Source organism: Marinomonas spartinae (assembly GCF_900089775.1).
GTDB classification, from domain to species: Bacteria; Pseudomonadota; Gammaproteobacteria; order Pseudomonadales; family Marinomonadaceae; genus Marinomonas; species Marinomonas spartinae.
In genome coordinates, this window is sequence record NZ_FLOB01000001.1 from 192,382 (window position 1) to 206,293 (window position 13,912).

A 13,912-nucleotide genomic window follows, 5' to 3' on the forward strand; every position below is an offset into this window, starting at 1 on the left:
AATCCAAATTAATCGGCGTTATCGGCTGTAGATTCTAGGCACTTTTGCGTGTAATCGCACGTTTTTTCAAGTGAATTAATAGTAAGGATACTGCAGCGGGGGTGACACCTTGGATTCGAGACGCCGCAGCGAGCGTGGCAGGCCGTGCCTGAACCAACTTTTGCTTAATTTCATTCGACAGACCTTCCATATTAGAATAATCCAAATCTTCAGGTAGTGGCGTATTCTCTTGACGACGCAAACGTTCAATATCTTCCGCTTGACGGGAAATATAACCTGCGTATTTCACGGCAATCTGAACTTGTTCGGAGACTTGCTCATCAACCACATCGTCAGGCGCGTTTTTCAGATGAGCAATGTCGGCATATACCACGCCTGGGCGCTTCAATAAATCCAACAAACTGTACTCATGGGAAATTGGTGTTTCCAATTTTGGATTGATAGCTTCAGCCTCAGGAGAGTTTGGCACGATCCAGCTGGACTTAAGACGCTGAGTTTCCAATTCAATGGCTTCGCGTTTTTTACAAAATGCCGCCCAACGCTCATCCGATACCAAGCCAAGTTCACGACCTTTTTCGGTTAACCGCATATCCGCATTGTCTTCACGAAGAATCAAACGATACTCCGCACGACTGGTAAACATACGATAGGGTTCTTTTGTACCCATTGAAATCAGATCATCGACAAGCACACCTAAATAAGCTTCGTCACGACGGGGTGTCCAAGCTTCTTTGTCCTGCGCCAATAAGGCAGCGTTTAAGCCCGCCAATAAACCTTGAGCACCCGCCTCCTCGTAACCCGTTGTGCCATTAATCTGCCCAGCAAAGAACAAACTAGGCATATGTTTGGTTTCTAAGGAGTATTTCAAATCTTGTGGATTGAAATAATCGTATTCAATCGCATAGCCTGGACGAATGATATGTGCATTCTCCATGCCTTTCATGGAACGGACCAATTCAATTTGTACGTCAAATGGCAAAGAAGTAGAAATGCCATTCGGATACAGTTCGTGGGTCGTTAAGCCTTCCGGTTCAATGAAGATCTGATGAGAGTTTTTATCCGCAAAACGCACAATTTTATCTTCAATAGATGGACAATAACGCGGCCCTACCCCTTCAATCACTCCGGTATACATCGGCGAACGATCCATACCCGCACGAATGATATCGTGGGTTCGTTCATTAGTATGGGTAATAAAGCAATTGATTTGACGTGGGTGCATCTCTCGATTCCCCATATATGACATCACAGGCGTTATGTCATCACCAGGTTGCTCTTGCATTTGGCTAAAGTCGACAGAACGCGCATCAATTCGTGGGGGCGTCCCCGTTTTCAGTCGGTCGACACGAAATGGCAATGCACGAAGTTTTTCCGCTAAGCCAATGGATGGTGGATCACCTGCTCGACCGCCAGAATGGTTTTGCAAGCCAACATGAATGACGCCACCTAAAAAAGTACCCGCCGTTAACACAACCGTTTTACTATTAAAACGAATACCTGTTTGCGTAATGACACCGCGAGCAGCACCATTTTCAACAATCAGGTCTTCTGCTGATTGTTGAAATAACCAAAGATTTTCTTGGTTTTCCAATTGGTAACGAATGGCTGCTTTATAAAGAATACGGTCAGCTTGAGCGCGAGTGGCTCGAACAGCGGGTCCTTTACGAGAATTCAGTGTACGAAACTGAATACCCGCTTTATCAATGGCAAGAGCCATCGCGCCATCCAAAGCATCAATTTCTTTTACTAGGTGCGACTTCCCAATACCACCAATGGCTGGGTTACAGGACATTTGTCCTAATGTTTCAATGTTGTGTGACAATAAAAGTGTTTTCACACCCATACGAGCTGCTGCTAAAGCGGCTTCTGTGCCGGCATGACCACCACCAACCACAATCACATCAAAGCGACTTGGGAAATCCACGGGAACCTCGGTATTGCTAATAAATAAATGACTAATGAATAAAAAACGAACAGATTCGATAAGGTGGCCTAGTATATCGGCTAATTTTGAAAAAGAAAGGGAGACAATCGACTATTCCCCGGTCATCAATATTAATAAAATCATTATGTATATATGGTTTTTATGTTAGTTATGTTTATATAGCACCCCTATTTTTGTTAACAAGTCATAAAAATCTATATTTTTCATAATGTTGTAAACTTTAAATCTTGTGAATTTATAGTCTATTTTCCTGTTATGGGAATAGGCTGAACTTGTGAATAACTTGCTTACTTATACACTGCCGTCTTTTTTATGCTGAGTTGTTAAAAACTGTGCAAAACTTCTTATTCATCTATCACCATAGTTATCAACAGTCGATAAAAAAGCCTTTTTTGTTATGTTTGTATTGATTTTTAATAGTTTTTTTTGGTAATCCACAGGTTGATTTTGGCTTGTTAGTAAAAAACAGTCCACAGGAGGAAAAATAAAATTTTTTTTAACTTCCACATTTCCTCAAAAAAATAATGTGAATAAATTTGCTGTCAACAGGTTGACATGGGATAAGTTTGATCTGTGCATAAGTATTTTTAACGCAAAAATCACTTTCTTGTGGGTAACTAAATAGTTGTTTGATGTGCGTTTCTCGATGTCGTGGGGGATCTTTACTCGTTGTTCAATGAGTGAAGGCGAAAAAGATAGGGGTCTATCACCTCATCTGATTGCTCACGGGAAAAACCATTATAGATCTAGATAACAAGTGTACTTAATTAATACTCTTCTCCTTCTGGGTGAAGAAGTACTTTGCTTGGTGTACAGTGGATTACTTAAGAAGTGTTGGCAGGCTTGCCATAAAATACATGCTGTTTTGTTAACGGATTTTTATTTGACTTGTGCTAACTAGCACCGTACTGACAGACCGTTAAACAGAACAAAAAAAGCGCCTAGTTGAAGTAGGCGCTTTTTACTATAAGACGTTATAAAGCTTAGATATTAGGCATCTTTCAAACTTTTCATATCAATGATAAAACGGTATTTCACATCGCCTTTTTTCATACGTTGATAAGCTTCATTAATGTCTTGGATGTTGATCATCTCTGCATCACACTCGATATTGTGTTCCGCACAGAAATTCAACATTTCTTGTGTTTCGGCGATTCCACCAATTAACGAACCAGTAAGGATACGTCGCTTCATGACCAAGTTTCCAGCATGAACCGGTGGTTCAACAGGTTCAATAAGACCGACAAGAATGTGTGTGCCGTCGACTTTTAAAACACTAAGATAAGGGTTGAGATCGTGCTGTACTGGAATGGTATCCAGCAAATAGTCAAACGTCATCGCAGCGGCTTTCATTTGAGCTTCGTCGGTTGACACGATGACGTGATCGGCTCCTTGTCTTTTTGCTTCGGCGATTTTGCTTTCGGAGCGAGTGAAAATGGTGACTTCAGCACCGAAGGCTTTGGCAAATTTTACGCCCATATGACCTAAACCACCCATACCTAAGACGCCTACTTTATCCCCTGCTTTGATGCCATTATGACGAAGTGGTGAGTAAGTGGTGATGCCTGCACATAATAAAGGGGCCGCTTTACTTAGCTCTAAAGTTTCTGGAATGGATAGAACGAACTTTTCACGTACCACGATGTGGTCAGAATAGCCGCCATAAGTGAGTGTGCTATCAATCAGATCATGACCACCGTAGGTGCCCACAGCGCCATTGTCACAATATTGTTCTAAGTCTGCGGCACAATGGGCACAGTGCTGACAAGAATCGACCATGCAGCCTACTCCGACAATGTCCCCTATTTTATATTGGCTCACTTTATTGCCGACTGCCGTGACTTTGCCGATGATCTCATGACCAGGTACAACGGGGTATTCACTTGGCCCCCAATCACTTTCGACGGTATGGATATCTGAGTGACAAACACCGCAGTAAAGAATATCAATATTCACGTCGTCTTCACGTAATGTGCGTCGTTCAAAAGTAAAAGGTGCTAAAGGTGTCGTTGCGGATGTCGCAGCGTAAGCTTTTGCTTGACTCATTACCTAACTCCTAGTCTGTTAGTGTATGTCTTAATGTGCTCTCAGTGTAGGGTATATAGAGGAGATTATTGTTATACAATTCTGGTAGTATTTTGCCTATTCCTCCAAAAAAGCTGAACTCTTTATTTCCTACACAATATTTGCCCGATATCTTATATAAGTGACTTTAAATGATGATAGCGCCAGAAAAACAGAGCAGTTTAGTGGACCTACTGCGACCTATCGCCTCTTTAGAAGGCATCAGAAGCAGTCTTATTGATCAGGTTCGTTTGATAAAATGCTCTAGAACGATTCCTCGTAGCCCGCTGATGTATCAACCCAGTTTGACCATCATTGCACAAGGGAAAAAAGTGGGATATTTAGGAGAGCGAGAGATTCATTACAATTCGGGACATTACTTGGTACAAACCCTGCCTTTGCCTTTTGAATGTGAAACCTTTGCTACCGTAGATGAACCGTTATTAGGTTTATCCATTCTTATTGACCCGTCTATGTTAGCGGAGCTGGTGGTGGATCCCGTGGAAATCGACCCTCACAAAAAGGCTTCCTGTTCTCCTATGGCGTCTGTGGCCATGAGTAATGGAATGCAAGAAGCCGTTATACGGCTTGTACGTGCACTACACGATGAAACCACGGCAAAAATGATGGGAACTAGCCGAGTGCGAGAAGTGATCTTTGAAGCGTTACAAAGCTCTCAAGGGGACGCCATTCGGGCACTGGTGGCCAATCAAGGACTGTTTTCTCGTATTGTGTTGGCGCTTAAGCAAATGCATACCGAGCTAGATCAGGAAATACGGGTTGAGCAATTGGCAGAGAATGCCAATATGAGTGCGTCGAGTTTTCACCACCATTTTAAAAGCATAACGGGTTCTTCTCCTTTGCAATACTTAAAGCGTTTACGTCTTTTAAAGGCACAAATGTTGTTAAATCAAGGGTTATTAAGTGTTGGACTGGTGTCTTTCGAGGTGGGCTATAAAAGCGTCCAGCAATTTAGCCGCGATTATAAACGCTACTTTGGTGTGTCTCCTACCAAAGACAAATTAAGAGAAAATACAGTGGTATAAAACAATAGGTGTCGATCGGATTCTTAATGTCTGCATTAACTTTCTTGAATTTAATAGACGAGTGGTCTAAATTAATGCCTATCATATACCATTGTTAGGAATAAGAATGTGTTCCACATCCTAGATGAACCAAAACTCAGTACCGACTTAGTAAATAAGCCTCGTCGTGGGAGGCCTAAAAAGTCACCATCAGGCGCCCAGGATACTCGGGAGGCTTTGTTACGTGCTGGTATGTTGATATTGACCGAATCTGGTTTTACCCGCAGTGGTATTGAGCCAATTCTAAAATCGATTGGTGTCCCCAAGGGTTCTTTTTACCACTACTTCTCCAGTAAAGAGGCCTTTGGATTGGCCGTTTTAGAGCGTTACCGACGCTATTTTGAAGCGAAATTAGATGGCTTTTTACTGGATGAGGCATTCTCTCCGCTGGAACGATTACAACGTTTCGCCAAGGATGCTCAGGATGGCATTGTCCGTCATGAATTTAAGCGTGGCTGTTTAGTGGGGAATTTGGAACAAGAATCTAGCCTATTGTCTGAATTGTTTCGAGAGCAATTACAAGCGACCTATCAAAGCTGGCAGGCAAGAGTGGCTGGGTGCTTATTAGAAAGTCAAAAGCAAGGTGAAATTGATTTGCAAATCAGTGTTGAGCAGGTATCTCAAGCATTTTGGATTGGCTGGGAAGGTGCGGTTCATCGGGCTAGGTTGATAAAAAGCATTCAACCCTTGAGCCTGTTTATGGCGTTTTTTATCCAAGCAATTCAATCTAAAACGTATTAAAAATACCAACCAAGTATCAATACTTGGTTTTTTTGTTATTTAACTAGACGATCAGTCTAAATTTGGAGGGTTTATGTTTAAAGGTTTATTGATCACGCAAGAAGACAAAAAAAACTTGGCATCCGTTGTTGAGTTAAATGAAGATCAGTTACCCGAGGGTGATGTCCTAGTCGATGTGCATTACAGTACGATAAATTATAAAGACGGTATGGCGATCACCGGAAAGGGTCCCATTATCCGTTCTTTTCCAATGGTGCCGGGGATTGATCTGGTTGGACAAGTTATGAAAAGCGATTCTCCGCGCTTTTCCAAAGGGGATTTTGTCATTCTCAATGGTTTTGGTGTGGGTGAAAAACACTGGGGAGGTCTATCAGAAAGAGCCCGTCTAAAAAGTGACTGGTTGATTCCACTTCCTAAGACCATTGAAGCCAAACACGCTATGGCCATTGGTACGGCCGGTTACACTGCCATGCTGTCAGTACTCGCGTTGGAAAAACAAGGGGTAACGCCGGAGTCAGGTGAAGTGTTAGTTACTGGTGCAAATGGTGGGGTTGGCAGTTTTGCGATTCGTCTATTAAGTCGTTTGGGATATAAGGTAGTAGCGTCCACAGGTCGAATGGCCGAAAGTGACTATCTAAGAAGCTTAGGTGCAAATGAAATCATTGATCGGGATTATCTGTCTGAACTCGGAAAGCCGCTGCAAAAAGAACGTTGGGCTGGGGCGATTGATTGTGTTGGCAGTCATACTCTAGTGAACGTTTGTGCCAGTACCCAATATGGTGGTGTGGTAACTGCCTGTGGCCTTGCTCAAGGGATGGATTTTCCCGCTTCGGTCGCCCCGTTTATTTTACGCGGCATTAAATTAATCGGTATTGATAGTGTCATGCGTCCACTTGAAGATCGTATCGAGGCATGGGAACGTTTGGGTGAACTATTAAAACCGGAAGACTTCGCGACAATCAGCCATGAGATTACCCTTGATGACGTGATTGAAACGGCCCATGCACTAATGAATGGTACTGTTCGTGGCCGTGTTGTTGTCAATATGAAACCTTAGTCTTAAGTGTGGTATCACCCTATCCTATTGAGCCGCTCCAACTGGAGCGGCTCAGGGTATGCCCTATCGTGGTTGCTTTGACGTTGAACCATCTAGATAAGGAATGAGAGCAGGCGCAAGCCTGTTCTTTTTTTACGGCTTTTTTACGCGCGGTTTTTGCTTTCCTTTGATAGAGTTCGCTTGTGCTTGTACATCCCATTTATTTTGTATGAAAGTGATGCTTAAGCCCTGTAGAAGATTGTCTAACGAAAGCGGTTCCGATGAGCATCAAATTATCTCGACTTTCTCCATTTTATCTAGCCACATTGTCTGTATGCTGCGCAGTGTTGATCAGTTATGGTTTGGGGATCTGGATTGGCTCCAGTACCGTGGTGTTGCTGATTTTGCAATTATCCGTCGTTGTGGTGGCTTTTTTATGTCGCCCTCGCTGGGTGTATATCGTGGCGTTATTAGAAGCCCTGTATTTTAACTTTCTGTTTACCGTGCCTCGCTATTCATTTGAGATGTTTAATGGCGATGACATCATCAACCTTTTGGTCTTTTTATTGGTGGCGGTGGTGACCAGCCAGTTGTCCGATCTTTATCAGCATCAGCAGAATCAACTAAAACAAGAGCAGCTACGCAACAGTATTTTATTGTCAGTTTCCCATGATCTACGCACCCCCCTATCCGCCATTATCGGTACGTTGAGTACCTTAAAAGAGTACATGGGCAAATTATCTTCTAAACAAAAAGAAGAGCTATTAGATAGCGCAATGGTGGAGAGTCATCGTCTTCATCAATATATAGAGAACCTGCTACAGGTGACCAAACTACAACACGGGGTGGTGGTTCCTAAAAAATCGCAACAGTCTATCGTTCATATTATTCATTTGGTGATCGACCGATTTACTCAGCAAAAGTCGCGCCTAGTACTGCAAACCCAAGACAACCTGCCGCTGGTAAATGTGAGTTCATCATTGATTCAGCAAGCCATTTTTAATGTGATTGATAACGCCTTGCGTTATTCGCCAAATGACAAATGCGTGACCATTAGTGTACGAGTATCGCAAGCGAATGCTCAAGTCATTGTGGACATACAAGATGAAGGGGTAGGCATTCGCCAAGATCAAGCGGAATCCATTTTTGAATTATTTTACTCCCAGAATTCTCTGAAACGCAGCGACAGTGGTACAGGGCTTGGTTTAGCGGTAGCAAAGGGTATTCTTAGTGCGCATGGCGGGACGATTCAAGCCATTCCTTTAGTGAAGGGGTGTTTGATTCGTATTGGCTTACCCTCTGTTACTGAAGTTCATTATGGATGACCTACAGGAGGCCATATGAGGCAGGAGAGAAAAGCATGATGGCTTATAGAGTGTTAGTGGTTGATGATGAGCCACAAATTCATACTTTTATTCGTATCTCCTTGGAGGCAGAAAGGTTTGATTATTATGGTGCCGACTCGATCGTCATGGCCAAGTCCTCTATTGAAGCCCATGCTCCGCATTTGATTGTTCTGGATCTGGGGTTACCCGATGGCGATGGTGCGGATTTGGTGTCCGATATCAGAGCCACCAGCCATGTACCGATTCTGATTTTAACCGCTCGGGACGAAGAAGATGAAAAAATTCGTCTACTGGAAGCGGGGGCAAATGATTACTTAAGTAAGCCGTTTGGTATCCGTGAATTGATTGCCAGAGTAAAGGTATTAGTAAGAGATTTAGTGAATACTCACCAACCTCTTGATGACTTAATCACCGGTGATATTCGTTTACAAATCAGCACTAATCAGGCTTGGTTCCAAGGTGAAACTTTAGCGTTAACCAAAAAAGAATTTGCTTTTTTAAGCTTGCTGATGGCAACGCCTGGCAAATTGGTTATGCAAGACGTGTTACTGGCTACGATCTGGGGAGAAACCCATAAGCGAGACTCACATTATCTACGTATTTTGGTGAGTCAATTACGTAAAAAGTTGAATGATAGTGCCGATGATCAGCGCCTTATTAAGACTGAAACGGGTCTGGGATACCGTTTGTTATCGACGCATCCGTCGAGTGAATCGCTTAGTGATCAATAAAAATAACGTGTGAATAGAAGGTAGTGATTGATATGGCACATTTTACCGTGATTGGTTTAGGGCGATTTGGTATTGCAGCCAGTATGGAGCTGATTTATTTGGGCCACACCGTTACAGGGGTGGACAGAGATGCAAAAGTCGCAGAAAAAAATGTTGAAGATTTTACCCAATTACTGATTTGTGATTCCACCGATGAGAATGCGTTAAAAGAATTGGATCTTGCCAACAGTGATGCGGTATTGGTGGCCATTGGTGAAGACATGGAATCCAGTTTGCTCTGTACCTTAGCATTGAAAAAATTGGGGGTGAAGGAAATTTGGGTAAAAGCCAATAGCCGCGCCCATCATACCATTGTTTCTAAACTTGGCGTGTCACGCATCATCCATCCAGAAGAGGAAATGGGGGTGCGGGTTGCCCAAGCGCTTAACTACCCTATGGTAAACGATTACCTTTCGATTGGTCATGGGCTGTATGTGGTGGAAATTCACATTAAGCAGCCATTAGATGGATGTCATTTGGGGGAGCTGCTAGGGCCCTCTAAAGGCAAAGTGGATGCCGTAATGGTGAAACGTGAGCAAGAGACGTTTTTACAGTTAGACCAAGACTTTGAGATCAAAGCCAGCGATATCCTTTTATTATCGGGTACGCGTGATGCGCTGAAGTGCTTAGCGCCGAGGTTGTCTTGATATGATGTGGGATCCTTCTGTCGCGCCGATTGAAAGACACCCAAAAGGGGCTAAGAAAATCATGGCAGCCCCTCCTTTGATTTTGTGTGGCGGCTTTTTGTTACTGATCATCTTAGGCACCTTCTTACTTAAGTTACCGATTGCCACGGTACACCCGATCTCTTGGGTACACAGTTTATTTACTGCTACCTCAGCGGTGACCGTGACAGGATTGTCTGTTGAAGACACAGGAACCGTTTTTACCACCTTTGGTCAAGTCACCATCGCCCTTTTGATTCAATGTGGTGGTCTTGGCTTAATGACTTTTGCCATCGTGACGCTGGTGGCGTTAGGTGGTCGTATTGGTTTCTTACAGCGTACGGTGGCCATTGAAGCGTTTAACCATACCGATGCCTCGACCATTGTCTCAACGGCTAAATCGGTGTTGTTATTTTCTTTTGTGGTCGAGTTCATTGGCATGGTGATTTTAGCCGTGCACTGGAGTGATTCACTTGGTTGGAAAAACAGTTTGTTTTATGGCTTTTTCTATACTATTAGTGCGTTTAATAACGCCGGTTTTGCGCTGAGTGCCAATAGTCTTATTCCCTATGTATCCGATCCTGTGGTGAATTTCACCATTAGTGGTTTATTCATTATCGGCGGATTAGGGTTTTCTGTTTGGATTGATCTAATGAGAAACCGTCGTTGGTCGAAATTATCCACCTACAGCAAAATGATGATCACAGGCACCATCATTATTAATGGGGTGGCGGTGCTGGCTATCTATTTTATCGAATACAATAACCCGCATACGTTAGGGCCATTAAGCGAAAGCGGCAAGTGGTTAGCATCCTGGTTTCAAGCGGTGACGCCGCGCACCGCAGGCTTTAATACCTTGCCAATTAATCAACTACGAGACGCGACCACGGCGCTGATGCTGGTGCTTATGTTCATTGGTGGCGGCTCCTTGAGTACCGCCAGTGGCATTAAAGTTGTGACTTTTATGCTCTTGGTCTATGCCACCTATGGGTATTTAAGACGAGATGAAGAAGTTAACGTTTTCAAACGTGAAATTCCTAAAGAAGTGATCAGTAAAGCACTGGCCCTAGCGATGATTTCCATTGGTGTAACTTGGCTTGCCATCTTTGGCTTACTACTAAGCGAAAAGAGCGCACCGATGATCGATGTGGTTTTTGAAGCGGTATCGGCGCTAGGAACCGTTGGCTTATCGAGAGGATTAACGGGCTCATTAAGTGATACCGGTGAGTTTATTATTATCTTTTTAATGTTTATTGGTCGTTTAGGGCCGCTAACATTAGCTTACTTTTTAGCCAGCCCAAGAAGAAAAAAAGTTCGCTACCCGAAAGCAAAAATGACGGTGGGATAGGAAGTATTACACTATTTATTGTAGATTATTTATATGCTGTACTAGATGATCGATAAATGATCTGCATTTAAGACGAACACGGTGGTCTCCTGTAAAAACAACGCTGATATCCTGTTTAGGAAGACTCCAGTCTGGAAATAAATGAATAAAATCCCCGTCTGTTAATTCTTTTTTGATTATCCATTCGGGTAATATGGCGATACCAAGGTTGGATTTCACCATAGACTTTATAGATATTGATGAGTTAGTACTAAACTTTGCGGTAGCATTCACTTTGAACTCATGATTATCTTTATTATGAAAAGTCCATTGGGTTGGATTTTTTAGATTACTGTTAGCAATCCAGTGAGCTGAGTTAACATCCTCTAATGAAGTAAGAGGGTTTTTTAGTAGCCACTGTGAAGAAGCCACCATAATAATATTATAATGGGCGATCTTTCGACTTTTTAAAGACGAATCATTCAATGTACCCAACCTAACCGCTAAATCAATCTGTTCATTGACTAATTTATTTAATGAAGAATCTGCATGAAAGCTAATAGTAATATCTGGGTGAGATTGACAGAAATCAGCAATAATAGGTATTAAGAACACCTCTCCAAATTCGACAGTGGAAGAAATTCTTAAATTTCCAGTGAGAGAATGATGCTTTTCAACAACATTTTCTAATGATGTCTGAATATTTGAAAATGTCTCTTTAAAATCGTTATAGAGTAATTCACCCGCTTCAGTCATCACAAAGCCTCTGGAGTTTCTGATTAATAGTGGAACTTTCAGAGAGTCTTCTAAGGATTTGATATGGATGCTGACCATCGCTTTGCTGATGAATAGTCGATCCGCCGCTTTGGAGAATGAGCCACTTTCAACGACAGTGATGAAAATATGGATACGTTTTAGATTGTTAAACATTCATTGTTAAATTTTATTAAACTTAGCGTTTAGTCTAAACCGCTCGTCGCCCTCCGTCAAACTCTATAGTATTCCGGCCATAACATTTTGTCAGAGGTTGCTCATGGCTTATCGCTACCGAATTGCTCTCATTTTTTTGATCGGTTTTTTTATTGACTGTATAAATATCTTTATGTCAGCAATTTCTCTTCCTGATATTGCCAGAGAATTATCTGTATCAGCGTCAAGTGTTGTTTGGGTTGCAAATAGTTATATTCTTGGCCTGACACTGATTATTCCTATTAGTAATTGGTTAGCCAGTCAATTTGGCGCTCGATTAACCATTATAGCATCCATGCTTGTATTTTCATTGGGTGCATTATTATCTGGTACAGCAAATGAGTTTTATTCTTTGGTCACTTTTCGTTTTATTCAAGGCGTGGGTGGTGGCCTGCTTATTCCCGTTGGTCAAGCTCTCACCTTTAATTTATTTAAAAATAAAGAACGAGCAAAAATATCAACACTTGTTATGGCGGTCGCTTTGATTGCTCCCGCTATCTCACCGACTATTGGTGGCATCATTGTTGACCATGCTTCTTGGCGTTGGGTATTTCTATGTAATATTCCCTTTAGTTTATTAACAGCGTTATTAGCCCTACTATGGATTCGCTCTGAGGAAACGAAGGTAAAACGCCCCGACCTAAAGGGGCTAATGTTGGTTAGTATTTCATTGGCCACAATACTCATAGGACTTTCTCTTTATGCCGATGCTGGTTCAAAACTGAAGTCATTATTGTTTCTTATCATCGGCTTTGTTTTTGCTATGGCTTACTTGCAGTACTATCAGGATAAGTCTGACCCCATTCTTGATCTCAAAATGCTGCATAATATTTATATGCGATTTTCTGTGCTGATTTACCATGCGGTTCCTGGTGTCTTCACAGGAGTGAACCTATTGAGTATATTTTTTCTTCAAGATGAGCTGGGTTGGTCGGCGGAGCAAACTGGATCATTGATGATACTGTATGCGACAGGGTCATTTTTTGCCATGGTAATGGGTGGCCGACTCTATAATCGTATTGGTGCACAGCCATTATTTCTATCTGGTTTACTATTACACTCCTCTGGGATCGCGGTTCTCTCTTTAGCGGGAAATACTCTCACACTGCCATTATTGATTATCGCCTACCTATTGATGGGCATGGGAGGAGGAATAAGTGCCAATACAGCCCAGACAACGGCGATGATGGATTTTGACGAAGAGCAACTTACTCGAGCCAGTACTATCTGGAATCTGAATCGTCAGATGTCCTTCAGTATCGGTGCTGCTTTTTTCACTTTAGTTTTTAACTTGTTGCAACAGTACACCACGGATATGTCTGCCTACCAACTGACATTTTTAATAGCCTCAGTTGTTGGGCTCAGTCCCTTGCTACTGATTAAAAAACTCACCCAGAAAAAGGACTCGTTATGGTATCCGAAAGAGAGTTAGTCGCGCATCACAGCGTTATCGAGCTTCATCAATGGATTCAAGATGTATTTACTGGTGATTCAAAGCACCCTATGTCTCTAGAGAAACTACTGAATAGCTTCAGCCCGACTTTTTCCATGGTCCCAGTTTCTGGGAAACTTGTCGGTCTACAACAGGTTGAAGCGTTATTTCGACAGAACATAGGAAGTCGCCCATCCTTGTCCATTACAATTGAGCAATGTGAAACGCTATTAGCAACACAAGACAGCATTGTTATACGCTATCGTGAAATACATCAGGAAGAAGACAAAGGTTCTTCTCGGTGGTCTGTAGTGATTATTGATATGTATAGCGGTCATCCGCTATGGCGATATCTACAAGAAACAGCTGAGGCGTTGTAAAGACTGAGTTTATGCCAGATGCAAAAATAGAGGTATGCCGCACGTCTAAAGTAGTCATTTTGACAGCCCGAAAGCCAAAGTAACAGTAGGCTAAGTAACCTGCCCAATAGGTACAGTCTAACAGACTGCACTATTGGGTTTTAGGGAGTGAC

At 42.5% G+C, this 13,912-nt stretch carries 12 protein-coding genes; 9 read left to right on the forward strand and 3 right to left on the reverse strand.

What is annotated here, in order from left to right; all coding sequences use genetic code 11:
- Nucleotides 1-34: 34 nt before the first annotated feature.
- Nucleotides 35-1,924, reverse strand: coding sequence for a tRNA uridine-5-carboxymethylaminomethyl(34) synthesis enzyme MnmG (gene mnmG, locus MSP8886_RS00845; protein WP_067011751.1), 1,890 nt, complete (start codon nt 1,922-1,924; stop codon nt 35-37).
- Nucleotides 1,925-2,935: 1,011 nt separating this feature from the next.
- On the reverse strand, nt 2,936-3,991 hold the full coding sequence (locus MSP8886_RS00850; protein WP_067011753.1) for an NAD(P)-dependent alcohol dehydrogenase: 1,056 nt from the start codon (nt 3,989-3,991) through the stop codon (nt 2,936-2,938).
- Nucleotides 3,992-4,161: 170 nt separating this feature from the next.
- Here MSP8886_RS00850 and MSP8886_RS00855 point away from each other — a divergent pair, with 170 nt between their 5' ends.
- The 7 genes from MSP8886_RS00855 (at nt 4,162) to MSP8886_RS00885 (ending at nt 11,000) form a co-directional block, all read left to right on the forward strand.
- Nucleotides 4,162-5,055, forward strand: coding sequence for an AraC family transcriptional regulator (locus MSP8886_RS00855; RefSeq protein WP_067011755.1), 894 nt, complete (start codon nt 4,162-4,164; stop codon nt 5,053-5,055).
- Between the two features lie 108 nt (nt 5,056-5,163).
- Nucleotides 5,164-5,835: an acrylate utilization transcriptional regulator AcuR gene (gene acuR, locus MSP8886_RS00860; protein WP_245658998.1), complete on the forward strand. Its 672-nt coding sequence runs from the start codon at nt 5,164-5,166 to the stop codon at nt 5,833-5,835.
- A gap of 73 nt (nt 5,836-5,908) precedes the next feature.
- Entirely contained in the window at nt 5,909-6,892 is a 984-nt protein-coding gene (gene acuI, locus MSP8886_RS00865; protein ID WP_067011757.1) for an acrylyl-CoA reductase (NADPH), read from the forward strand.
- A gap of 260 nt (nt 6,893-7,152) precedes the next feature.
- Nucleotides 7,153-8,196, forward strand: coding sequence for a sensor histidine kinase (locus tag MSP8886_RS00870; RefSeq protein WP_067011759.1), 1,044 nt, complete (start codon nt 7,153-7,155; stop codon nt 8,194-8,196).
- A 35-nt stretch (nt 8,197-8,231) separates the two neighbouring features.
- Nucleotides 8,232-8,948 (forward strand): response regulator, encoded by a 717-nt coding sequence (locus MSP8886_RS00875; RefSeq protein ID WP_217491311.1) that lies wholly within the window; start codon nt 8,232-8,234, stop codon nt 8,946-8,948.
- A gap of 32 nt (nt 8,949-8,980) precedes the next feature.
- On the forward strand, nt 8,981-9,634 hold the full coding sequence (locus tag MSP8886_RS00880) for a potassium channel family protein (RefSeq protein WP_067011761.1): 654 nt from the start codon (nt 8,981-8,983) through the stop codon (nt 9,632-9,634).
- A gap of 1 nt (nt 9,635) precedes the next feature.
- Nucleotides 9,636-11,000: a TrkH family potassium uptake protein gene (locus MSP8886_RS00885; protein WP_067011763.1), complete on the forward strand. Its 1,365-nt coding sequence runs from the start codon at nt 9,636-9,638 to the stop codon at nt 10,998-11,000.
- 15 nt (nt 11,001-11,015) lie between these two features.
- Here the strand turns inward: MSP8886_RS00885 and MSP8886_RS00890 are convergent, their stop codons facing one another.
- The gene (locus MSP8886_RS00890) at nt 11,016-11,909 is read right to left on the reverse strand and encodes a LysR family transcriptional regulator (RefSeq protein WP_067011765.1); all 894 of its coding nucleotides are present in this window, start codon (nt 11,907-11,909) and stop codon (nt 11,016-11,018) included.
- 103 nt (nt 11,910-12,012) lie between these two features.
- Between MSP8886_RS00890 and MSP8886_RS00895 the strand changes: the two genes are divergently transcribed.
- A complete protein-coding gene (locus tag MSP8886_RS00895) occupies nt 12,013-13,380 on the forward strand; it encodes an MFS transporter (protein WP_067011767.1) in 1,368 nt (455 codons plus the stop codon).
- Complete coding sequence (locus MSP8886_RS00900; protein WP_067011768.1) at nt 13,359-13,760, forward strand: hypothetical protein; 402 nt, start codon at nt 13,359-13,361, stop codon at nt 13,758-13,760. The genes MSP8886_RS00895 and MSP8886_RS00900 overlap by 22 nt, the downstream gene beginning before the upstream one ends.
- Nucleotides 13,761-13,912: the final 152 nt, after the last annotated feature.

Coding starts and splice junctions, on each gene's coding strand:
- MSP8886_RS00850 (WP_067011753.1), bottom strand. CDS start 3,991: ATGAGTCAAGCAAAAGCTTACGCTGCGACATCCGCAACGACACCTTTA.
- MSP8886_RS00855 (WP_067011755.1), top strand. CDS start 4,162: ATGATGATAGCGCCAGAAAAACAGAGCAGTTTAGTGGACCTACTGCGA.
- acuI (WP_067011757.1), top strand. CDS start 5,909: ATGTTTAAAGGTTTATTGATCACGCAAGAAGACAAAAAAAACTTGGCA.
- MSP8886_RS00870 (WP_067011759.1), top strand. CDS start 7,153: ATGAGCATCAAATTATCTCGACTTTCTCCATTTTATCTAGCCACATTG.
- MSP8886_RS00875 (WP_217491311.1), top strand. CDS start 8,232: ATGATGGCTTATAGAGTGTTAGTGGTTGATGATGAGCCACAAATTCAT.
- MSP8886_RS00880 (WP_067011761.1), top strand. CDS start 8,981: ATGGCACATTTTACCGTGATTGGTTTAGGGCGATTTGGTATTGCAGCC.
- MSP8886_RS00885 (WP_067011763.1), top strand. CDS start 9,636: ATGATGTGGGATCCTTCTGTCGCGCCGATTGAAAGACACCCAAAAGGG.
- MSP8886_RS00890 (WP_067011765.1), bottom strand. CDS start 11,909: ATGTTTAACAATCTAAAACGTATCCATATTTTCATCACTGTCGTTGAA.
- MSP8886_RS00895 (WP_067011767.1), top strand. CDS start 12,013: ATGGCTTATCGCTACCGAATTGCTCTCATTTTTTTGATCGGTTTTTTT.
- MSP8886_RS00900 (WP_067011768.1), top strand. CDS start 13,359: ATGGTATCCGAAAGAGAGTTAGTCGCGCATCACAGCGTTATCGAGCTT.